Raw genomic sequence first — 21772 nt, 5'->3', positions numbered from 1 at the left:
AATGTTAAATAGTTTTTTCATGAGGGAGTAACTGACAGTATTTATGCTGTGACAACATCACCAACTCCGAAAGCAATTTCTGGTGTTGTCTTAAACGGTGAGACTTATGTATGTTCGACGAAGTAGCATACACAAGTCTATTTTTTTTCATTTATTTTTGATGAAATGTAAAATAGTACTTGAAGGATGCTGCAAAAAATAGAGGAGGAAGAACATGTCAGAAGAAAAGAAAACACAATTGTCTGAAGCGTTTTACGCACAAGACGACACAGTTGTTTTGGAGAAAATGAACACAACAACTGATGGATTAAGTGCACAGGAGGCTCAAAAGCGTTTAGAAACGTACGGGGAAAATGTGCTAGATGAAGGGAAGAAAAAATCACTTGCCGTGAAATTCTTTGAGCAATTCAAAGATTTTATGATTATTGTTTTATTAGCGGCAGCGGTCATTTCAGCCGTCTTTTCCCATGATGTGGTAGACTCGATTATCATCTTAGTGGTTGTTATCTTGAATGCCATCTTTGGGGTCATCCAAGAAGCTAAAGCGGAACAAGCCATTGAAGCATTAAAAGAAATGTCTTCACCAAATGCTAATGTTCGCCGTGATGGACACGTCATTACTGTTAAAAGCGATGAATTAGTGCCAGGTGACATTGTTTTATTAGAAGCAGGGGATGTCGTTCCAGCCGATTTACGTTTATTGGAAGCGAATAGCTTAAAAATTGAAGAAGCAGCGTTAACCGGTGAATCTGTTCCAGTTGAAAAAGAAGTAACCATCTTAGAGGGAACCGATATTGGTATCGGTGACCGAATCAATATGGCTTATTCCAATAGTAATGTGACGTATGGACGTGGTCTTGGCGTTGTGGTTGGCACAGGAATGAATACAGAAGTCGGTAAAATTGCTGGCATGCTAGCAAGTGAACAAGAAACGGAAACGCCTTTAAAACAAAACTTAAACCAATTGGGTAAAATGTTAACAATTGCCATTTTAGTCATTGCAGCGGTGATGTTTGTGGTAGGAATGATGAATGGTCGTTCATGGATTGACATGTTATTAACGTCAATTTCGTTAGCTGTAGCGGCAATTCCAGAAGGATTACCAGCGATTGTCACAATTATTTTGGCTTTAGGTACCCAAAAAATGGCCAAGAAAAATGCGATTGTCCGTAAGTTACCAGCCGTTGAAACATTAGGAAGTACAGACATTATCTGTTCAGATAAAACAGGTACGTTAACCTTAAATCAAATGACCGTTGAAGCGTTGTATACAGATGGTCAAGTTTTATCTGCTTCCACAGAAATCCCTGCTGATAATATGGCTTTAAAAATCATGAACTTTACGAATGATACAAAAATCGCTCAAGATGGTTCATTAATTGGTGACCCAACAGAAACTGCCTTAGTACAATTTGGTTTAGATCATGCGTTTAACGTAACCGAAAAAGTAGCAGCTGAACCTCGTGTGGCAGAGATTCCTTTTGACTCTGATCGTAAATTAATGACTACTGTTCATGAATTAAAAACAGGTGGCTTCCTAGTTTCTGTCAAAGGTGCACCAGATGAATTATTGAAACGTTGTACGGAAATCTTATCAAATGGAGAAACAAGTCCATTAGATGAAACAAAACGTCAAGAAATTTTGAAAACAAACACCTCATTAGCGAAACAAGCCCTACGTGTTTTAGGAATGGCTTATAAATATGTTGAGACGATTCCAGCCGAAATGAGTTCTGAACTTGTGGAAAAAGATTTAACATTTGCTGGTTTAGTCGGTATGATTGACCCAGAAAGAAAAGAAGCTGCAGATGCTGTAAAAGTCGCGAAAGAAGCGGGTATTCGTCCAATTATGATTACGGGTGACCACCGTGATACAGCAGAAGCAATTGCGGCACGTTTAGGCATCATCAAAGAAGGTGACGACGATGCAGTCATTACAGGCGCTGAATTAAATGAATTGTCAGATGAAAAATTCGCACAAGTCGTGGGACACTACTCTGTCTATGCTCGTGTTTCACCAGAACACAAGGTTCGGATTGTTAAAGCGTGGCAACAAGAAGGAAAAGTGGTTGCTATGACTGGTGATGGCGTAAATGATGCCCCAGCCTTAAAAGCTGCTGACATCGGGATTGGTATGGGAATTACCGGAACAGAAGTATCAAAAGGTGCTTCAGATATGGTACTTGCCGATGATAACTTTTCAACAATTATTGTAGCGGTAGAAGAAGGACGTAAAGTCTTCTCAAATATCCAAAAAACGATTCAATATTTACTTTCAGCTAACTTAGGGGAAGTATTAACCTTGTTTATTGCAACAATGCTCAATTGGGATACCTTGTTACCTGTTCACTTATTGTGGATTAACTTAGTAACAGATACTTTCCCAGCGATTGCGTTAGGTGTGGAACCAGCAGAACGTGATGTGATGAGCCATGAACCTCGTGGTAAAAAATCGAACTTCTTCTCTGGCGGCGTTTTAAGCAGTGTTGTTTATCAAGGGATTACGCAAGGGGCATTGACTTTGATTGTGTATAAAATGTCAATTATGTTCCCAGCACATACCGCAGCTAACACAAACTTATCGGCGCAAGCGTTGTATGATTTACAACACGGCGATGCTTTAACCATGGCCTTTGCTACTTTGGGATTAATTCAATTGTTCCATGCCTTTAATGTGAAGTCGATTTATCAATCAATTTTCAAAGTTGGCTTATTCCGCAACAAATCATTTAACTATGGGATTCTTGTTTCGTTCTTGCTATTAGCTGCAACGATTGTTATTCCAGGATTTAATGATTTATTCAGCGTTACACATTTAGATGCATATCAATGGGCAATTGTAGCAGGTACTTCTTTTGCTATCATCCCAATTGTGGAAATTGTGAAGTTCTTCCAACGTAAAGCAGGTAAAGGTGCTTAATAAATAAGAAAAGAAAATTGGCTGGTACTTAAACCAGTCAATTTTTCTTTATGTAAGGAGTGAAAGGGCTTGAAACGGAAAATTATTTTCGAAACACAACGACTTATTGTCAGAGAATGGCAGTCGGAAGATGAAGCGGAATTGAAAAAATTTTTGCAAGATGAAAATGTGATGTATGCCTATGAACACGCTTTTTCTGATGAAGAGGTTGCAAACTGGCTAAAGTGGAACTTACAGTCCTATCAAGAATACGGCTACGGCTTATGGGCGTTAGAGAAGAAACGAACAGGCGAAGTCATCGGCGAGTGTGGTCTCACCAATCAATTAGTAAAAGGTAAGAGCTATCCAGAAATTGGTTATCATTCATGTGTGAAAGAATGGCACAAAGGGTATGCGATTGAAGCTGCCGCAGCGACAAAGCAATACGCATTCGATGTATTAAATTTTCCAGAAGTTATTTCAACGATTCGTGATACGAACTTAGCCTCTATGAATGTCGCTATTCGAAACCAGATGCTTGTTAGGGATCGATACATTAAAACATACCGTGGCAAAACGATGCCTCACTATGTTTTCTCTGTTAAAAATCAAAAGAATGAAGACTGAAAAAGTGCCACTTGTCAGATGGAATAGAAAAAGTGTAAAATGGAGTGAAAGAGAAAAGAGAAAAGGGAAAAGAGGGATGGTTATGAGACCAAATTTAGGATTTTACGTTCAAACAATTAATGATATCGTTAAAACAACAGAAGACATTGGCGAAGTCATGAATCCATATTACGAAGAAGTTCGTCAAGCGATCGATAAGAATAAAGTGAATGATTTAACAGCCGAACGAATTGCAGAAATTCAAGCAAAATTTAAAGAAGGTACTGAAAAATATGAATTAATGCTCAAAAAAGTCGGAACATTAAAACCGACGCCACAAGTACTTGGCATTCACAAAAAATTTCAACATGCTTATACAGAATATGTAGCAGGATGCAATGAAATGATTTTAGCAACAGATCCAGAAACAGGTATTGATGCAGATTTATTTAATGCTTCAGAGGAAAAGCAGGATCAAGCAACGGATGAATTAACCTTTGCCATTACGCGGATGAGCAACATTCTTTTGAAAAAATAAAAAACTAATAAAAATAACTAACGAATTTAATATTTTTTTCATGTCTTTTTTATGGACAAAAGAGAAAGTGTATTGTATTATTAATTCATACCAACAACAACCTTTTTATTTTTCATTTTACTCTTATTGAGTAAATACTCCTTTTCCATCGGCAAAACTGCCGGTGGTTTTTTTTTGTTATTTTTTTTATTTAATAATAAAACAACCTTTGATTTTATTAAAATCAAAGGTTGTTTTAGCTTGTTAATTTTCAACATTTCGCACATAATCATCAAAGTATTGAATTAACTCTTTCTTGATTTGTTGATAATCTGCTTCAGAATAGTTCTTTTCTTCTAGCGTACCATTAAAAAATGGCAAATTTAGTTCTTCTTTTAAACGTTCAATCACTTCTTCTTGCTTCATAAGGACCCCTTCTCAACGAATTGTTCTCTTCTATTATAGAACATTGTAGTCATCCGTCAATTGTTCAAAGGCAATTTTCATTTCCTCTAGACGTTCATTCAATTGATTGGTTTCATCTTCTTCATTGAAAAAATGTTGTTTTAATTCAAAATAAAAATTTTCGAAGGCTTGGAAAAAAGGCTCAGACTTGTTGTTTTCAAGAGCAGGAACACTTGTGTAGAGAACACGAGCGCTATGATAGTAAGTGAAAACCTCGTTAATATTTAATAAAATACGCGCTTCTTCTGGGCGTGGTCGACTTGTAACTAAGTCATGTAAAGATAAACTTTTTGTATGGGTTTCAGATAAATAAAATAAAAATAGTTCCAATTGCTCTTTTGTTGCAGACATGAAAACTCCCCCTCAAACAGTAGTAACATTTATTATAAATGAAAATGAAAGTGCTTGAAAAGCAATGCGCTCAGCAAAAATAATTATTTTAAGGGAAAACTATAGTTGTTGCTTTAGCATTCTTTTTAATCATGATAAACTGAGAGAAGTATAGTAGGTCCTGACAGAGGAGGAAACAAATGAAAATTGTGATTATTGGTGCATCATTCGCAGGTATTTCCGCAGCAATTGCTTCAAGGAAAAAATATCCCCAAGCAGAAATTTCTTTAATTGATAAACAAGCAACAGTGGGGTATTTATCTGGTGGCTTAAGTGCGTATTTTAATCATACCATCAATGAATTACACGAAGCACGTTACATAACGGAAGAGGAATTACGTCGTCAAAAGATTCAGTTGCTTTTAAATAGAGAAGTCGTGGCAATGGATGTTGAGAACCAATTGATTGCTTGGTCACGAAAGGAAGAGCAACAGTGGTATTCTTATGATAAATTGATTTTAGCGACAGGCGCGAGCCAGTTTTCCACGCAAATTCGTGGTAGTCAAACAGAAAAACTACTCAAATATAAATTTTTATCAGGTGCTTTAGCGGCTGTTCCATTACTGGAAAATAGCCAGACAGTAGCCGTCATTGGTGCAGGACCCATTGGAATGGAAGCTATTGATTTTCTTGTGAAAATGAAGAAAACGGTCCATGTCTTTGAAAGCTTGGAAAATCTATTGCCTAAATATTTTGATAAAGAAATGGTCGCAGAAGTTCAAAAATCTTTGGAAAAACAAGCAGTAATTTTCCATTTTGAAGAAACGGTCCTAGGAATTGAAGAAACAGCAAATGGTATTGTTCTTGAAACAAGCGAGCAGGAAATTTCTTGTGACAGTGGGATTTTTGCTTTAAACTTACATCCTCAATTAGCCTATTTGGATAAAAAAATTCAACGGAATCTGGATCAGACAATCGCGGTGGATTCTTATTTACAAACTTCAGTGCCGAATGTTTTTGCCATCGGAGATTGCATTTCAGTTATGAATGAACCAGTCGCGGAAACTTTTTATGCTCCGTTAGTGAACAATGCGGTACGAACTGGCTTAGTAGTCGCCAACAATTTAGAAGAAAAAACACACCGATTCATTGGCTCTTTGCGAACAATGGGAACAAAAGTGGGGGACTATTACCTTGCTAGTACAGGTCTAACCGAAACGGAAGGTTTATTTTTTCCGCAAACACTTGCTTCCGTAATTGTTAGACAGCCAGCGCCGCCTCTACAACACGGGACAGAAATTTTAGGCAAATTAATCTATGATAAAGTGACGCAACGGGTCCTTGGGGCACAGCTTTGTTCAAAAAACAATTGTTTAGAAAAAATAAATACGTTAGCATTAAGTATCCAAACAGGTCAGACACTGACAGACCTATTACAAAAAGATTATTTTTATCAACCTTCCTTAACCAATATTTATGATATTACAAATTTGATGGGTGCTTCGGCTTATTGGAGAGAGAACGATGAAAGTTGAGACGTTATTGGAAAAGAAAGCGATGCGACAATTATTAACGGTGCAACAAACCATCTTAGCAGGCGGCACCTGCTCAGTCTCTGATTTAACAGCATTTTTAGCGGTCACAAAAGCCTCCTTTGAAAAAGACTTAGAGGATTTACATTATTTTTTGAAACCTTTTGGACAGGACTGTCAGCTTACTTATGATGGCCAGCAGCTATCAATCACCTTATCGGATTTTTTTTCGTTGAATCATTTAATTGAAGCATTTGTAAAAGAGTCTCTTAAATTTCAACTTTTAGATTATTTATATCGTAATAAAGAGTTTTCTATTGTTCAATTAACGACTAAATTTATGATTAGTGAGTCTTCTTTATTTCGAAAGATTAAGGAACTCAATCAATTGTTAGCCGCCTTTGATTTGCAAATAAAAAATGGACAACTACAGGGAGAAGAATTGCAGATTCGTTACTTTTACTTTCAGTTGTATTGGTATATTACTCCCTATGAAACACACCAGAAAAAAACGATGTCCCCGTTAAATAAACGGATAATTGAAGGGATTGAGACTGGCTTAGGTTTTACTTTTAATGAACATAATGCGTTAAAAGTTAGCCTTTGGTTGAGTATTACGAAAAAGCGCCTAGCGGTCACTTCAAAAAAATATCAACAATTGAGAAAGAAAATGATTGATTTTAAAGAAGATCCGTTATTTAAGCAAGTTCGACAATTGTTTTTCCGTTTTTCTAGTCGCTATTCATTAGAATTAGACGAAGGAGAAAGCATGATTCATTTTGTTTTTCTAATCACAATGTCGGTCTTACCAGAATCAGCTTTTGATGAATATTCCTTAATTCGGGGACGTCGTTCCGCTGTTTCTTTAGCTGATACGTTTATCTTGGAAAATGTGGTCTTGTATTATCGGCCCCATAAATTTGAACCTACTCTTGAGAAAACCATGGCTTACTATTTTTCACAAATTCATGGAAAACTGTATTTTTTTAAAGGAGAATTGGAAGTTTTTGATCGGGCCCATATCTGGGAAAAAGAACAGCAATTATCTAGTCGGGAATTAGCTTCTTTTTCAACAACGTTATTAGAAAAAGCTTTAGCTTGTTTTGATGAAACGTATCAACCAGGAGATAGTTTGCATGAACTTTCTCTGGTCAAATATTTAAGCGTGTTGGCATTAATTGAATTTAAAATGATTGGTGAAATAAAAATTGGAATTCATTTAGCAATGGATGCTCTTTATCAAGCGGCGTTAACACAAGTATTAATGCTTAGTCTTAAAAATATGAATGGCACGCTGGTGGAGAGGTATCAGCCTGAACAAACATATGATTTAATTGTGACCAATTATCAGCAAACGAGCTATCAAGGAACACCGGAAGTCTATGTTTTGTCAGAATTAAGTTCGACCTATGATGTGCAACAATTAAAAAAGAAAATACGCACCTTGCGGGAGAAATAAACAAAAGGTTGGTGTGACGGAAATTGTCTGATCCTCGCACCAGCCTTTTTACAATTAAAAGTCGAAAATTAGGCTTTTTTAAACAAAAATGTTTCTTTTTATTGAAAAATTAGAGATAATAAAAGTATTATTGAAAGCGTTGTCTTTGTTGGTTTTAGTAGAAATCCTTTCAATTTTTTTAAAATAAAAAAAGTTTTTGACATGTTTAGTTATTCTTTTATTTGTAAGATAGGGACATAAAGAAAACGATTTCAAAAACGTTTAGGAGGAATTATCATGGCAGAAGAAAAATACATTATGGCGATTGATCAAGGAACGACTAGTTCTCGTGCAATTATTTTTGATAAAAAAGGAAACAAAATTGGTAGTTCACAAAAGGAATTTACTCAATATTTTCCTAATGCAGGCTGGGTGGAACATAATGCCAATGAAATTTGGAATTCTGTTCAATCCGTTATTGCAGGTTCTTTAATTGAGTCAGGAGTGAAACCTACAGATATTGCCGGAATTGGGATTACAAACCAACGGGAAACAACCGTTGTTTGGGACAAAGCAACTGGGTTACCCATTTATAACGCAATTGTTTGGCAATCACGCCAAACGACACCTATTGCTGATCAACTAAAAGAAGATGGCTACAGCGAAATGATTCATGAAAAAACTGGGTTAATCATTGATGCTTATTTCTCAGCAACGAAGGTTCGTTGGATCTTAGATCACGTAGAAGGTGCGCAAGAACGTGCAGAAAATGGAGAATTGATGTTTGGGACAATTGACACTTGGCTCGTTTGGAAATTAACGGGAGATACTCATGTCACTGATTATTCAAATGCAAGTCGGACGATGTTGTTTAATATCCATGATTTAGATTGGGATCAAGAAATTTTGGATCTTTTAAATATCCCACGAGTGATGTTACCGAAAGTCGTTTCGAACTCTGAAGTGTATGGATTAACAAAAAATTACCATTTTTACGGAAGTGAAGTTCCTATCGCTGGGATGGCTGGTGACCAACAAGCCGCCTTATTTGGTCAAATGGCCTTTGAACCTGGGATGGTTAAAAATACCTATGGAACAGGCTCATTTATTGTCATGAACACTGGTGAAGAACCTCAACTTTCTAAAAATAATCTGCTTACCACTATTGGCTATGGCATTAACGGCAAAGTATATTATGCCTTGGAAGGAAGTATCTTCGTGGCTGGTTCAGCGATTCAATGGTTACGAGATGGCTTAAAAATGTTGCAAACCGCTGCGGAATCTGAAGCAGTAGCCAAAGCGTCAACAGGGCACAATGAAGTTTATGTGGTTCCGGCATTCACTGGTTTGGGTGCACCATATTGGGATTCACAAGCGCGTGGGGCTGTCTTTGGATTGACACGCGGTACCACGAGAGAAGATTTTGTCAAAGCGACACTGCAAGCAGTTGCGTATCAAGTTCGTGACATTATTGACACGATGAAAGAAGATACAGGCATAGATATTCCCGTCTTAAAAGTAGACGGTGGAGCAGCAAACAATGATTTCTTGATGCAATTCCAAGCAGATATTTTAAACACTGCTGTTCAAAGAGCCCATAACTTAGAAACAACGGCCTTGGGCGCAGCTTTCTTGGCGGGCTTAGCGGTTGGCTTCTGGAAAGACTTAGAAGAAATCAAAGCATTCCAAGAAGAAGGACAACAATTTGAACCAATTATGGCGGAAGAAGAACGAGAAGATTTATATGAAGGTTGGCAACAAGCAGTAGCAGCTACCCAACAATTTAAACGTAAAAATAAGTAAATGGAAAAGGGGAATTTTCTATGACTTTCTCAATAGAAACACGCCGACAATCAATCGACGCTTTAAAAACACAACACTTAGATGTCTTAATTATTGGTGGTGGCATTACTGGCGCAGGCGTTGCCCTGCAAGCCAGTGCCGCTAAAATGAAGACAGGGTTAATTGAAATGCAGGATTTCGCAGAGGGCACCTCTTCACGATCAACCAAATTAGTTCATGGTGGTATCCGCTATTTGAAAACGTTTGACGTGGAGGTGGTGGCAGATACAGTGAAAGAACGAGCCGTCGTTCAATCCATTGCGCCACACATCCCTAAAGCGGATCCCATGTTATTGCCGATTTATGATGAGCCAAATGCAACATTTAATCTATTTTCTGTCAAAATAGCAATGGATTTATATGATCAGTTAGCTGATGTAACAGGTACCAAGTACGCCAACTATCTGTTGACAAAAGACGAGGTTTTGGCACGTGAGCCACAACTAAAAAGTGAAGGTCTACAAGGTGGCGGTGTTTATTTAGATTACCGAAATAATGATGCTCGTTTAGTTATTGAAAATATTAAACAAGCAGTAGCTGACGGGGCACATGCTGTGAGTCGGGTTCAAGCGGTGGGCTTTTTATACAATGATGAAGGTAAAATTACTGGTATTCAAGCAAAGGACCTACTAACTGATGAACAGTTTGAGATTCACGCAGATGTTGTGATTAATTCTACTGGTCCTTGGTCAGATAAATTAAGAGGCTTAGACAAAAATGATTCATTTACACCACAAATGCGTCCAACCAAAGGGGTACATTTAGTTGTCGACAAAAGCCGTTTAAATGTTCCTCAACCAACGTATTTTGATACAGGTAAACAAGATGGCCGCATGGTCTTCGTTGTTCCAAGAGAAGAAAAAACATATTTTGGGACGACGGATACAGATTACCATGGAGACTTTCAACATCCAACAGTAGAACAAAGTGATGTGGATTACCTATTGGAAGTAGTCAATAATCGTTATCCAGAGGTACAATTGACAATTGATGATATTGAAGCCAGCTGGGCTGGCTTGCGACCTTTAATTTCTGCTAACGGTGGCTCAGATTATAACGGGGGAAACAATGGCAAACTTTCAGATAAAAGTATTGATGAAGTCATTGATGTCGTTGACAGATACCAAAAAAATCAAACAGATAAACGAGAAATTGAAGAAGTCCTAAACCATCTGGAAGACAGTTTGGTGGAAAATAAAGTCAATCCTTCAGCTGTCTCTCGAGGCAGCTCATTGGAAAGATCAGCGGATGGCTTGCTCACTTTGGCTGGTGGGAAATTAACAGATTATCGTAAAATGGCAGAAGGTGCGATGAAAATGATTCAAACCATCTTAGCAGAAGAATACCAGAAAGAATTCACCTTAATTGATTCTAAAAACTATCCAGTTTCAGGCGGGAAATTGAACCCTGCAACGGTAGACGAAGAATTAGAAGCGTTGGCAAAACATGGCGTGTCTAAAGGGTTAAGTGAAAAGGATGCACTATACTTAGCTCATTTATATGGCTCCAACGTACCAACTGTTTTTGAAATGATTGATGATGCCAAAGTAATTCCTGGTTTAACCTTAACAGAAACTGTCTCTTTAAACTATGCGATGGAAGAAGAAATGGCTTTAACACCCGTCGACTTTTTATTACGACGGACCAACCACTTATTATTTATGCGTGATCGCTTGGACCAAGTGAAAGCGGGAGTCATTGAAGAAATGGCACAGCATTATCAATGGACAGCGGAAGAAAGAGCACGACACATTGAAACATTAGAAAAAGTAATTGAAGAATCAGATTTAAAAAATTTGAAAGTAGGGTGAAGAAAAAATGGGAACTTCGATGATGACACAATTATTCGGTGAATTTTTCGGAACGATGATTTTAGTTTTACTAGGGGATGGCGTCTGTGCCGCAGTTAACTTGAAGAAAAGCAAAGCCTTTGCTTCTGGTTGGGTCGTTATTGCTTTAGGTTGGGGCGCTGCTGTTACATTAGCTGTTTACATGTCTGGGTATATGAGTCCAGCGCATTTAAATCCTGCTGTAACAGTTGCGATGGCAATTACTGGAAACTTTGAATGGGGCATGGTTTTACCTTATATCGTAGCTCAAGTCCTAGGCGGTTTTATTGGTGGTTTAGTTGTCTGGTTAGCTTATTTACCCCATTGGAACATTACAGAAGACAAAGGTGCTATTTTAGGAACCTTCGCCACTGGTCCAGCTGTCCGTAACTATCCAGCCAATGTTTTAACAGAAATTATCGGCACATTTGTCTTGGTTTTTGGCTTACTAGCCTTTTCTCAAAACGACTTAGCGGCTGGCATTAACCCAATGCTTGTTGGGATTTTGGTCTTAGGACTAGGTCTATCATTAGGCGGACCTACAGGTTATGCAATTAATCCTGCACGTGATTTAGGACCTCGTTTAGCGCACCAAATTATTCCTGTGAAAACAAAAGGTGATTCCGATTGGGCTTATTCTTGGGTGCCAATTGTGGGACCTATCTTAGGTGCTTCATTAGCTGCAGTAATTTATTTATTCACTATTTAATAAAATGAAATGTAAATAGTTGTTTTAGACAATAAAAAACGCTTGTGAGAAGTAATCAATTCTTGCAAGTGTTTTTTTGCTACATATTAAACCAAAAAAGATTTCCTTAGACATTTAGACAATTTGTCTAAATGCGGAACAGAACAATTTTCCTATATGATACAATAAAAGTGCACAAGTAAGTGGGGGAGTAACATTTCATATTTATTTGTCAATTTTAAGCTGGACAATGTGTTCAGTAATATATACTAATTTAAAAAGGAGTACATGATTTGAATGGGATAATGGTTTTGTTAGTGGGGACTGGGTACATTGGTTGGGTTATTTATAGAAATGGTCGTACGTATTTCCGTTATAAAAAAAATCTAAAAAAATATCAAACGACGCACCATCTAACGGACAGTGACCTAGAGATGTACCAAAGAATTATGGACGAATTAAAAAAACAAATTATTTATTTAAACGAACTAACGAATAAGTCACGAAATTTAAAAAAATTGAACAAGTAGAACTGGGTGTTGCTTCCGCTAAGGGCATCTTTAAACACTTAGTGAAGTATCCAGAAGCAATTACTCATTTTAGTGATTTTTTATATCATAAGGTACCAGAGATTTTACGAGCATCAGAACGGTTTTTAAGCATTAAAGAAGATAAATTGTCAACAGAAGAAATAACACTTGCAACCAATGGTATCTTAAGTACCATACGAGTGTTGTCGGAAAGTATCACAGATGATTATGAAAGATTAGTCTCCGAAGCATCTGAGGAAATTGCCTTATCAAAAAAATTAGTGGAGAGAAAAAATGGCTAAACAAAAGAATTTTTATGATACATATGATGCGCTTTTTCAAAAGCCAAAATGGTCGTTTTTTCCTGTCACAAGAACAGACACAGTAAAGCAACTTCCTAACCCAAATAAAAAAGTGGTAAAACCACAGACGAAAAAAAAGAAAAAACAAAAAAAGAACAAAAAAATTATTTGGATAGGCATTGCTGTAGCAATTGGCTTTATAGTATATATTGATCTTGCGGAGAAAGATGATTATTGGGATTACTCCGCTTCATCAGAAGATGTTTATCCTTTAAAAGAAGCTGGACTTACCACAACTGGACCTGTTGATTTAGAAAAACCACTAAAAGTCACAATAGAAGAAAATAAACTTTTATTTAATCAAGGCTACCAAATAGAAATTATCGGCGATGCCGATATTGAAACCAGTGGCGGAAAGAACTTTTTAATTTTACCTTCTACAGAGGAGTATCCAGATACAAAATATCTAGGCAATATCAGTTTTTATGAAAAAAGAGACTATTATACATCGGCAGGTATGTACCTTTCTGGCAATCTTATCAACAGTCTTTCTGATTATTTAGATACAAGTAAAGAGTTTATCAAAGCATACCCAATTGATAAAATTGCTGATGTACAAACCGGCTATATTTTAAAACGGAATCAAGGATATACAGACATCTCAAAATATTATCTCTTTAAAGATGGGACGGGATTTGAATTAGAAGTCTCTGTTGACCAATTGGAAAAGGTCAAAGATCCCAAAGACTATTCTTCTTTTGTAAAAACATACGCAAAAGAAGTCGCTTTTATAGAAAAAAGTTTTAAATTTGAGTCTACTGATGAGGAATCTCGATAGAGAAAATAGTTTTCAGCTTCAAGTAGCGCCTAGCAATACCTTTGTTGAAAAAATGTAAGAGCCTGAGACAAAAAACACTTTGGATCTTCGTCTCAGGCTTAAAAACTGATCAGCGGTGGAAGCGTAGCACTTTAAGGACTGAAGTACGACGTGTACCCACTTACTAGATTGTCTTTGAAGGTAACGTAGAAAAGAACAGCAATATACAAGCGACCTACAAACTATTTTCTGTCAGACTAAAACTGGCAGAAGTGGTTTGTAGGTTGCTTGTTTTCATTATGGCTGGTGAGACAGGTTGGCGCTTGATGTTTGTTTTAATATTGCAAATCAAAAATGGTGATACTTATTTTACTGAAAATTAGTTCCCAATCTTCTCGGGTTAATTCTTCTTCTAAAATGTAAATTCGGTCTATTTCTTTTGGTAAATCAAATAAGGGATAGTCAGTAATCACAATATCACAACTAGAAAAATCGGTTCGTTCAAAAATAATATCCTCACTAAATGCTTGCTTGATTTTCATCATAATAAAGCTAGCAATGTAAAAATCGCGAGAATATGCAACACCAATTTTAATTTTTTTGCGGGGACTATAGTGCTTATAAATTCGTAACAACAATTCACATGTCCAAATTGGGTTCTCCTGATCCTTAAATCTTAACTGATAAGGGGAATGCGCTGAAAAGTTTTGATAAAAAGCATAGATTTCTTTCTGTAAATCTTTTTGATAAGTACTATTTTTATTGACTAAAAAATCTAGAATTGCGGTATTTGGTTGCTGTGAAATAAATAATTGGTTATAGATAATATTTTTAAATAAAATAAGTAAGAAGTAATGACGATCAAATTCACGCATTTTTGGAATTTGAAAAACTTCGCAAAAATTGGTTAATAAAGAATCAACGTAGAAATATTCTGGGCAAGAAATTTCATTTAGAGCAGCCAGTAAATCTTTGGCTCGTTTTGCTGAATCAAAATTATCAATGGCAATGGGTGCAATGATATCTACAACCCGCTGTTGATCTTCTGAAAAATTTGATTGGGAACAAAAAATAGTTTGTTTTGAGTCTGAGAAAAGCCTTAAATAAGGATGTTCTTCAAATTCTTTTTGGAGATCATCTTCACAAGTATATGGAAAGCGATATTTTGCGATGTGTAAAAGTAAATTTAATTTTAGTAGAGAAGCGTGTTCCAAGCGTTCAAGAATTTCTGGTTTAATATGTTGCGTCAGTATATCTTCAAAATAAGTAGAGGTATAACGTGGTAAGGCTAAGGTATTTAAAAAGATGGTCCAGTAGACATCAAGAAAAGCATATAGGACTTGAAATTCAGAACCTGTAATCACTTTACTCGCGGAGGGGGAAAAATGGACGGAAATTCCATACAAACCAAATAGTTTATTAATGTTATTTAACCGTTTGTAAATGTAAGATGAGCTAAAATTAGTTTCTTGACTCACTTTCCAGACAGAATTGTTTTCTTTTTTGATAATTGCTTGAAAAAGAATGAAGTCAGTAGAATGGACACAGTAATAATTAAATAATAAAAAATAGTGGGAAAGAAAATCATTGGAAGTCGTATGTAATGAAATTTTTCCGTGATGGATCTGAATCTCTAAGGTATTTTCAGGAAGGGTTGCTAAGTCTTCTTGAATTTCACGAAGATAAATTGATAAATTTTTAGTAGAAAGATCGAATTTTCGGGCAACACTAGATAAATCAAGGTTTGTTTGTTTTGCTAAGTATAAAAAGACAGCCAATTTTTTTTGTGTTTTCTTTGAAAGTAAAAATGTTTTTATGGCATCTTGTGTTTTGATGAGACTCACTCCTTAGTTATAACTTCTCTTTTATTATAATAGTTCGCCTAATAAATTGTAATAAAAAAGAACAATTCTCATTGGTTTATGAGAAAATAACAAGATATTCAGCAGGAAAACACCTGTGTCAGTCGATACAGGTGTTACGATGAGCAAAAAGAGCTGGTTCTTTTTTTATCAAATAATTTTCCAAAGTGACGTGATCAACTAAAGAATCAATCACCCCTTCTTTAGAAACTGAAAATCCTGCAGCCTGAATTGCTATTTGAATGGCTGCTTCAGTCGGATAACCTTTCGAAAGATAGGAGGCGAGCGCGCTGATAAAGCTGTCACTGGCACCAGTGCTATCCACAGCTATATTTTCTGTTGCAGGGAAATAGTGGCACACTTGGGGTGTTTTTAATAACACGCCTTTTTTTCCTAAAGTAACAATGACATTTTTTACGCCCATTTCTAAGAAGTACGCCGCTTTCTCTTCTAATGTACCAGTATCTGGTTGAAGTTCCAATAATTCATCTTCATTGGGAATGAAAAAATCAACCTTTTCTAGTATATTCACTGGAATATGATGAATAGCAGCTGGTTTTAAAATAATCGGTACCCCTGAATGTTGGGCGATTTCACAAGCTTTATCTACAGCAGACAAAGGAATTTCTGTTTGAATGAGACAAAAACTGGCATCCATAAATAGGTGTTTTTGCTGTGCGATTTTTTTAGGCGTAAGCGCTGTGTTTGCACCAGGTAAGATTGAAATCATGGAGTCGCCGCTTGTCTCAACATAAATATAAGCTTGACCAGTCTCAGTATCTTGAATACGTGTGATACCATCTGTCGTAACGTGGTATTTTTCTAATTCTTTATATAAGTAATTCGCATCTGTGTCTGAGCCTAAACAACCAATTAAGGTGGCCTGATGGCCCAGTTTGGTTAAGCCAACAGCTTGATTTAATCCTTTTCCGCCGGGGAATTTAGCATAGCTAGACAAAAAATTTGTTTTGCCGTTATGTGGTAAATTTGTTGAATACAGATAATTATCAACGTTTAAACTACCCACTACAATCATTTTGCTATGTGGATTAACACTAGACATGCCTAATGTATTTTTGTGATCTAGCACCAATTTTTCAGCCTCATTAATCAAGCCTGTTTTTTCTTTGCGTTTGTTAAGCAATAATAAGGCTAACTTGCTACCAAACGTCTCTGTATCTAATAAGACGGAAGAAATATGATCAGGTAAAAATGAACGATCAATTTTTCGCTTAATTGCGAGTAAAGAGTAATTATCGGGGGTTCGCAAACCGCTCTGCTTTAAAAGCTGTTCCAAAAAAACAGCCTGGGTATAGTCATCAGTAAGGATACCCGTAATCCCATCTGTGATAAGCTGATTACTGAAATCAGCAGGGATAGTAGTTAAAATATTTTCTTTACTAAAGGGTAAATTGACATCAAACAAGGCTTTTTTATAGCCTGCAATAATTGCTTCTTTATATTTTGGGTTAGTGACGAAATAACTAATTTTTTTATGGTTATTCTGTAATAATTCTTGGGTTAAAACATAACTAGCTTCTTCATAAAGCCCCGCTAGAGAAGGTAATTCGTTAGTTGAGTGATTGACGAAATAGTAAGGAATCGTTAATTCTTCTATAAATTTCGCGTATTGTTTACTGTTTTCATTGATTGGGTCCCAAATAATGCCACTGGCTTGTTTTAAAGTTGGCGAGGTAATATTTTTCAGTTCTTGTTCTAAACTACCGTGACTATTTAAAATCAAGCAGTTATAGCCATTTTCTTGAGCTTTATCAATAAAGCTCGTAACCCAAGCTTCAAAAGTTTCATGGCTATTTAATAATAACACGAAGGTTTTTGTAGTACTATTTGTGACGAGATTTGCTGAGTAAGGTGTGTAGTTGTAATCTCGAACGATTTTTAAGACACGCTCACGGGTTTCTTTACTAATAGTTTGATCTTTATTATTTATAATTTTGGATACAGTTGAAGCGGAAACGCCAGCTAATTTTGCAATATCTTTAATATTCATCATTTTCGTCCTTTCACTGAACTCTTTTTTATAGTAAGCATTCTAAAAGCAGAAAGTCAAGAAAAAGCCTAATTATTTATTATTTAGAAATTCTGCTTGACTTTCAATGAAAGCGCTGTTAATCTCAAATTAAGAAAACGTTTCCGGAAATGTTTTTCCTAAATGTGAATGGAGGAAGAAAAATGGATACAAAGAAAAGACCGATCATTATTGATACGGACCCAGGAATTGATGATGCTGTAGCTTTAGCGATTGCACTGAATCATCCTAACCTAGAAGTTCGCTTAATAACGACGGTTGCAGGGAATGTAGATGTAGAAAAAACAACAAATAATGCTTTGAAACTTGTCGATTTTTTTGGGAAAAAGGTTCCTGTAGCCAAGGGGTGTAATTGTCCGTTACTTATTCAATTGGAAGATTCTGCTGAGATTCATGGGGAGACTGGCATGGATGGCTTTGAGTTTCCGCAACCTATCTCTACGTGTTTAGATATTCATGCAGTGGAAGCTATGCGAAAAGAAATTCTGTCTAGTGATGTTCCTTTGACCATTGTTCCAATTGCTGCATTAACGAATATTGCTTTGTTACTGACCCTCTATCCAGAAATCAAAGAAAATATTGCAGAAATCGTCATGATGGGTGGCTCATTAGCAAGGGGAAATACAAATACAAGTGCCGAATTTAATACGTATGTCGATCCACACGCTGCACAAATTGTTTTCCAATCAGGTGTCCCGCTAACAATGGTAGGATTAGATGTTACAAGTCAAGCTGTGTTAACGAATCATGAAGTAACAGCCATCAGAGCGCTTGGTAGAGTTGGGGAAATGTTTTATGGTCTTTTCCGTCATTATAGAGGCGGCAGTCTAACTACAGGTTTGAAAATGCATGATGTCTGTGCGATTGCCTATTTAACTTCACCAGAATTATTTGAGACAACTGAAACGTTCATTGAAGTTGCTTTGGAAGGTCCAGCTGCGGGAGCTACTGTTGCGGATTTAAAAATGAAGTATCATAAAAACACGAATGCCGTTGCCTGTATAGATGTAAATGTTGAAGCTTTTCAAAAATGGGTTGTCGAAAAAATGAAAGCGGTTAATTAACTGAAGGAGGATAAGTATGATTGAAAGTTTATTGGTGTTGGTCGTTTTAGTTGTTGTAGCCTATTTGATTGTAAAAAATTATCATCCCGCACTCAGCTTAATTATTGGTGCGCTTGTTCTACTTGCATGTGCATGGATGTTAGGACATCCCATTTATCCTGCAGGGGAAGGAACCGGTTTTGGATTATTTGATATTTTCTTGAAGTTTAAAGATACAATTATTGCACAAGTGAGTTCAGCAGGAATTGTAATTATGATTCTTTTTGGTTATTCAGGCTATATGAATGCAATCGGGGCCAATCAGATGGCTGTCAACTTTTTGGTGAAACCATTAATGAAGATTAAACGTAAATCGTTATTTGTCCCTGTGGTCTTTTTAATTGGAAATTTAATGTCACTAGTAGTTCCTAGTGCATCAAGCTTAGCGATTATTTTAATGTCTATATTATATCCGATGCTAGCCAGCATGGGGATTTCATCATTAACTGCTGCAGGTGTGATTGCAATGACGGCAACTATCATGCCAACACCTTTAGGCGCAGATAACGTAATCGCCGCAAATACCCTTGGTTATGATGTGTTAAATTATGTTGTATGGAATGCCAAAATTTCGCTGCCATCGTTATTAATCATTGCGGTTGCACAGTACTTCTGGCAAAAATACTGCGATAAAAAAGAAGGTGAGGCTGCCTATGTTTCATTAAATGAAGAGGGCTTAAGCAAACAAAAAGAATTTGATGTTCCTAAATTTTATGCAATATTGCCAATATTACCGCTATTATTAATTGTTGGAGTAGGAATCGCAGGAATGTTTATTAAAGGAATAACGATGGATATTTTTGTTCTTACATTTATTTCTTTCTTCATCGCTGTATTGGTTGAGACGCTTCGCTTGAAATCTTTTAAAAAGGTTCAAGATACAGCTGTCGAGATGTTTAAAGGAATGGGGCAAGGGTTTAGTCAAGTTGTGATGCTTGTCGTAGGTGGTTCATTATTCACGTCTGCGATTCAAACGTTAGGAATTATTGATAGTATTATGGCATCTGTCGAAGCGTCAAGTTCAGCAGGAATCGTTACGACCTTAATTTTCAGCGGTGCAACGACCCTTTTTGGAATTTTAAGCGGTGGTGGTCTGGCAATGTTTTATGCGGTTATCGAACTAATCCCTGGGATTGCCGAAAAAGCAGGGATTGATGGTATTTTAATTTCCTTGCCAATGCAGATGATCGCGAATTTAACTAGAACGATTTCTCCTGTAGCAGCAGTTGTCATGATTGTCGCATCAACAGTAGGAGTTAGTCCCATCAGAATTTTAAAACGGACGAGTGTACCGACCATCATTGGCATTATTAGTGTGATTGTCTTGTCGATTCTATTGTTACCTTATTAAGAGAATAAACAATGAAAATTAGAGTGGCTGATGAGAAAGAGTTACCGATGATTTTTCCATTTTTAATAGAAGTAAAGGCATATATGGATGTTGTGGGCATTACACAGTGGACAAAGGACTACCCTTCTCAAGGAGATATCCAAGAAGACATTACAAAAAAACGATTATATTTGCTAGTGCACGAAGAAATGATTCTTTCAATGGCAACGTTATGTATGGAGCAGGAACAAGACTTTGTTTGGTTAAAGCGCTTTGCAACTTCGCCTAATTATATTGCCAAGGGTTATGGCAGTTTGTTGTTCCATGAATTGGAGAAACGAGCAGTCTGGGAAGGAAGACGTAAAATGTATGCTCAAACTAATCATACAAACCATAGAATGATTCGATTTTTCGAAAGTAAAGGGTTCACAAAAATTCATGAATCTTTACAAATGAATCGCTTAGACTTTGGCTCTTTTTATTTATACGTTAAAGAATTGGAGAACTAATCCATCGTTTAAAATAAGAAAACAGGAGTCAGATGCAAACATTAATTAGCATCTGACTCCTGTTATTTTCCAAGGAAATAGTCAACTTAATTATACAAATAAAACACAAACACATTCGGGAACAGCAACATCTTTTTGAATCATTTCTAATAAGCCTGTTTCTTGGTTCCGACGATAAAGTGTTAAGTTATCAGAGTCTTGATTAGCGACAACGATGAAACCTTCAGAAGGATCTAAATCAAAATCTCTCGGAATATCGCCTTCTGTTGAAATTAATTGAATTCGTTCAATCGCTTCGCCATTTTCTGAAACAGCATAGACAGCAATTGAGTTATGGCCACGGTTTGAAGCATAAAGGAAACGGCCATCAGAAGAAATACGAATCGCAGCACCACCATTAAACGCATCATAATCAGCAGGTAAAGTAGAAACTTTTTGTAATTCAGTGAAAGAACCATCTGTTTCATCATATGAAAGAACTGAAACAGTGCTATCTAATTCACCAAATAAATAAGCCAATGATTTTGTTGGATGGAACACTAAATGACGTGGACCAGTCCCTGGCTCAGTCACGAATTGAGCGATTTCAGAAAGCTTTCCATCTAAGCTAACATTATACGTATACACACGATCGGTTCCTAGATCACAGACGACTAAGCGTTGATCAGGCGTCAAATCTGTGTAATGAACATGGGCATTGTTTTGGTTTTCATGAGGACCAGTTGGCTCTGTATGAATCACTTTGTCAGCATCTTCCAAAGAACCATCTTCTAAGATACGATACACGTGAACGATACCTTGGTGATAATTTGCTGCATAGACAAGTTGTCGGTTTTCGTCAACAGCTACATAACATGGCGGCGCACCTTCCTCAGTTACTTTATTCAATAAGTTAAAATGGTCCATTTCTGGTTGATAAGCGGCAGTGCCACCTTCACCGTCAACACTAGTGACGCTAAAAAGTTCGCCCTTTTGACTCAGAGCAAGATAGGTAGGACTCGTTTCTTCTAACAAAAGTGTCGCTTCTGTTAAACGACCTTGTGTCGTATCTAATGCAATTTTATAAATGCCTTGGCTGGCTCTTCGAGTATAGGTACCTAGTAAAATTTGTTCTAACATCACA

General features: G+C 36.6%; 17 protein-coding genes and 1 pseudogene. 13 read left to right on the top strand and 5 right to left on the bottom strand.

From position 1 onward, the window contains the following. The first annotated feature begins 214 nt into the window (after nucleotides 1-214). From IGJ37_RS07975 to IGJ37_RS07965, 3 genes are all read left to right on the top strand, one after another. Complete coding sequence (locus IGJ37_RS07975; protein ID WP_002377094.1) at nucleotides 215-2920, top strand: cation-translocating P-type ATPase; 2706 nt, start codon at nucleotides 215-217, stop codon at nucleotides 2918-2920. A gap of 69 nt (nucleotides 2921-2989) precedes the next feature. Next, nucleotides 2990-3526, top strand: a complete 537-nt coding sequence (locus IGJ37_RS07970) for a GNAT family N-acetyltransferase (protein WP_325814861.1) — start codon at nucleotides 2990-2992, stop codon at nucleotides 3524-3526. Between the two features lie 76 nt (nucleotides 3527-3602). Continuing rightward, a complete protein-coding gene (locus IGJ37_RS07965; RefSeq protein WP_002385841.1) occupies nucleotides 3603-4043 on the top strand; it encodes a hypothetical protein in 441 nt (146 codons plus the stop codon). A 243-nt stretch (nucleotides 4044-4286) separates the two neighbouring features. On the opposite strand, the gene IGJ37_RS07960 is transcribed toward IGJ37_RS07965, so the two are convergent. Next, nucleotides 4287-4448: a hypothetical protein gene (locus tag IGJ37_RS07960; protein ID WP_002357133.1), complete on the bottom strand. Its 162-nt coding sequence runs from the start codon at nucleotides 4446-4448 to the stop codon at nucleotides 4287-4289. A 33-nt stretch (nucleotides 4449-4481) separates the two neighbouring features. Continuing rightward, nucleotides 4482-4838, bottom strand: a complete 357-nt coding sequence (locus IGJ37_RS07955) for a hypothetical protein (RefSeq protein ID WP_002357135.1) — start codon at nucleotides 4836-4838, stop codon at nucleotides 4482-4484. A 179-nt stretch (nucleotides 4839-5017) separates the two neighbouring features. Between IGJ37_RS07955 and IGJ37_RS07950 the strand changes: the two genes are divergently transcribed. The 7 genes and pseudogenes from IGJ37_RS07950 to IGJ37_RS07920 all read left to right on the top strand — a co-directional run bounded on the left by IGJ37_RS07950 (nucleotide 5018) and on the right by IGJ37_RS07920 (nucleotide 13816). Beyond that, on the top strand, nucleotides 5018-6352 hold the full coding sequence (locus IGJ37_RS07950) for an FAD-dependent oxidoreductase (protein WP_010820902.1): 1335 nt from the start codon (nucleotides 5018-5020) through the stop codon (nucleotides 6350-6352). Continuing rightward, the gene (locus tag IGJ37_RS07945) at nucleotides 6342-7808 is read left to right on the top strand and encodes a helix-turn-helix domain-containing protein (protein ID WP_002385844.1); all 1467 of its coding nucleotides are present in this window, start codon (nucleotides 6342-6344) and stop codon (nucleotides 7806-7808) included. The genes IGJ37_RS07950 and IGJ37_RS07945 overlap by 11 nt, the downstream gene beginning before the upstream one ends. A gap of 276 nt (nucleotides 7809-8084) precedes the next feature. Beyond that, entirely contained in the window at nucleotides 8085-9590 is a 1506-nt protein-coding gene (gene glpK / locus IGJ37_RS07940) for a glycerol kinase GlpK (protein WP_002357138.1), read from the top strand. Nucleotides 9591-9610: 20 nt separating this feature from the next. Further along, nucleotides 9611-11440 (top strand): type 1 glycerol-3-phosphate oxidase, encoded by a 1830-nt coding sequence (gene glpO / locus IGJ37_RS07935; RefSeq protein ID WP_325814860.1) that lies wholly within the window; start codon nucleotides 9611-9613, stop codon nucleotides 11438-11440. A 7-nt stretch (nucleotides 11441-11447) separates the two neighbouring features. Next, a complete protein-coding gene (locus tag IGJ37_RS07930) occupies nucleotides 11448-12167 on the top strand; it encodes an MIP/aquaporin family protein (protein WP_002357140.1) in 720 nt (239 codons plus the stop codon). A gap of 284 nt (nucleotides 12168-12451) precedes the next feature. Beyond that, a pseudogene (locus IGJ37_RS07925) lies at nucleotides 12452-12978 on the top strand (5-bromo-4-chloroindolyl phosphate hydrolysis family protein). Next, complete coding sequence (locus IGJ37_RS07920; RefSeq protein ID WP_002357144.1) at nucleotides 12971-13816, top strand: hypothetical protein; 846 nt, start codon at nucleotides 12971-12973, stop codon at nucleotides 13814-13816. Before IGJ37_RS07925 ends, IGJ37_RS07920 begins: the two are co-directional and overlap by 8 nt. A 314-nt stretch (nucleotides 13817-14130) precedes the next feature. On the opposite strand, the gene IGJ37_RS07915 is transcribed toward IGJ37_RS07920, so the two are convergent. Together IGJ37_RS07915 and IGJ37_RS07910 are read right to left on the bottom strand one after the other, a co-directional pair. Then, nucleotides 14131-15639, bottom strand: a complete 1509-nt coding sequence (locus tag IGJ37_RS07915) for a helix-turn-helix domain-containing protein (RefSeq protein ID WP_325814859.1) — start codon at nucleotides 15637-15639, stop codon at nucleotides 14131-14133. Nucleotides 15640-15757: 118 nt separating this feature from the next. After that, the gene (locus IGJ37_RS07910; RefSeq protein WP_325814858.1) at nucleotides 15758-17671 is read right to left on the bottom strand and encodes a PfkB family carbohydrate kinase; all 1914 of its coding nucleotides are present in this window, start codon (nucleotides 17669-17671) and stop codon (nucleotides 15758-15760) included. A 146-nt stretch (nucleotides 17672-17817) separates the two neighbouring features. On the opposite strand from IGJ37_RS07910, the gene rihC reads away from it, so the two are divergent. Genes rihC through IGJ37_RS07895 form a run of 3 tightly spaced genes read left to right on the top strand, consistent with a single transcriptional unit; the run spans nucleotide 17818 to nucleotide 20649 of the window. Next, nucleotides 17818-18771 carry a ribonucleoside hydrolase RihC gene (gene rihC / locus IGJ37_RS07905; protein ID WP_325814857.1) on the top strand — a complete coding sequence of 318 codons (954 nt, stop codon included), beginning with the start codon at nucleotides 17818-17820 and terminating at the stop codon, nucleotides 18769-18771. 16 nt (nucleotides 18772-18787) lie between these two features. Further along, entirely contained in the window at nucleotides 18788-20161 is a 1374-nt protein-coding gene (gene dcuC, locus IGJ37_RS07900) for a C4-dicarboxylate transporter DcuC (RefSeq protein ID WP_002360057.1), read from the top strand. Between the two features lie 11 nt (nucleotides 20162-20172). Then, on the top strand, nucleotides 20173-20649 hold the full coding sequence (locus IGJ37_RS07895; RefSeq protein WP_311792048.1) for a GNAT family N-acetyltransferase: 477 nt from the start codon (nucleotides 20173-20175) through the stop codon (nucleotides 20647-20649). Nucleotides 20650-20739: 90 nt separating this feature from the next. On the opposite strand, the gene IGJ37_RS07890 is transcribed toward IGJ37_RS07895, so the two are convergent. Beyond that, nucleotides 20740-21768: a lactonase family protein gene (locus tag IGJ37_RS07890; RefSeq protein ID WP_002362025.1), complete on the bottom strand. Its 1029-nt coding sequence runs from the start codon at nucleotides 21766-21768 to the stop codon at nucleotides 20740-20742. Nucleotides 21769-21772: the final 4 nt, after the last annotated feature.

Origin of the sequence: Enterococcus sp. AZ104, assembly GCF_050546705.1 — a bacterium.
Classification (GTDB): Bacteria; Bacillota; Bacilli; order Lactobacillales; family Enterococcaceae; genus Enterococcus; species Enterococcus faecalis.
Note: the sequence above shows the minus strand (reverse complement) of the source record. Positions and strands in the feature narration are given on the sequence as shown.

Bases quoted from the DNA above. Each gene is read 5' to 3' on its own strand.
- IGJ37_RS07975 (WP_002377094.1), top strand. From the start codon at position 215: ATGTCAGAAGAAAAGAAAACACAATTGTCTGAAGCGTTTTACGCACAA.
- IGJ37_RS07965 (WP_002385841.1), top strand. From the start codon at position 3,603: ATGGTTATGAGACCAAATTTAGGATTTTACGTTCAAACAATTAATGAT.
- IGJ37_RS07960 (WP_002357133.1), bottom strand. From the start codon at position 4,448: ATGAAGCAAGAAGAAGTGATTGAACGTTTAAAAGAAGAACTAAATTTG.
- IGJ37_RS07955 (WP_002357135.1), bottom strand. From the start codon at position 4,838: ATGTCTGCAACAAAAGAGCAATTGGAACTATTTTTATTTTATTTATCT.
- IGJ37_RS07950 (WP_010820902.1), top strand. From the start codon at position 5,018: ATGAAAATTGTGATTATTGGTGCATCATTCGCAGGTATTTCCGCAGCA.
- IGJ37_RS07945 (WP_002385844.1), top strand. From the start codon at position 6,342: ATGAAAGTTGAGACGTTATTGGAAAAGAAAGCGATGCGACAATTATTA.
- glpK (WP_002357138.1), top strand. From the start codon at position 8,085: ATGGCAGAAGAAAAATACATTATGGCGATTGATCAAGGAACGACTAGT.
- glpO (WP_325814860.1), top strand. From the start codon at position 9,611: ATGACTTTCTCAATAGAAACACGCCGACAATCAATCGACGCTTTAAAA.
- IGJ37_RS07930 (WP_002357140.1), top strand. From the start codon at position 11,448: ATGGGAACTTCGATGATGACACAATTATTCGGTGAATTTTTCGGAACG.
- IGJ37_RS07920 (WP_002357144.1), top strand. From the start codon at position 12,971: ATGGCTAAACAAAAGAATTTTTATGATACATATGATGCGCTTTTTCAA.
- IGJ37_RS07910 (WP_325814858.1), bottom strand. From the start codon at position 17,671: ATGATGAATATTAAAGATATTGCAAAATTAGCTGGCGTTTCCGCTTCA.
- rihC (WP_325814857.1), top strand. From the start codon at position 17,818: ATGTTTTTCCTAAATGTGAATGGAGGAAGAAAAATGGATACAAAGAAA.
- dcuC (WP_002360057.1), top strand. From the start codon at position 18,788: ATGATTGAAAGTTTATTGGTGTTGGTCGTTTTAGTTGTTGTAGCCTAT.
- IGJ37_RS07895 (WP_311792048.1), top strand. From the start codon at position 20,173: ATGAAAATTAGAGTGGCTGATGAGAAAGAGTTACCGATGATTTTTCCA.
- IGJ37_RS07890 (WP_002362025.1), bottom strand. From the start codon at position 21,768: ATGTTAGAACAAATTTTACTAGGTACCTATACTCGAAGAGCCAGCCAA.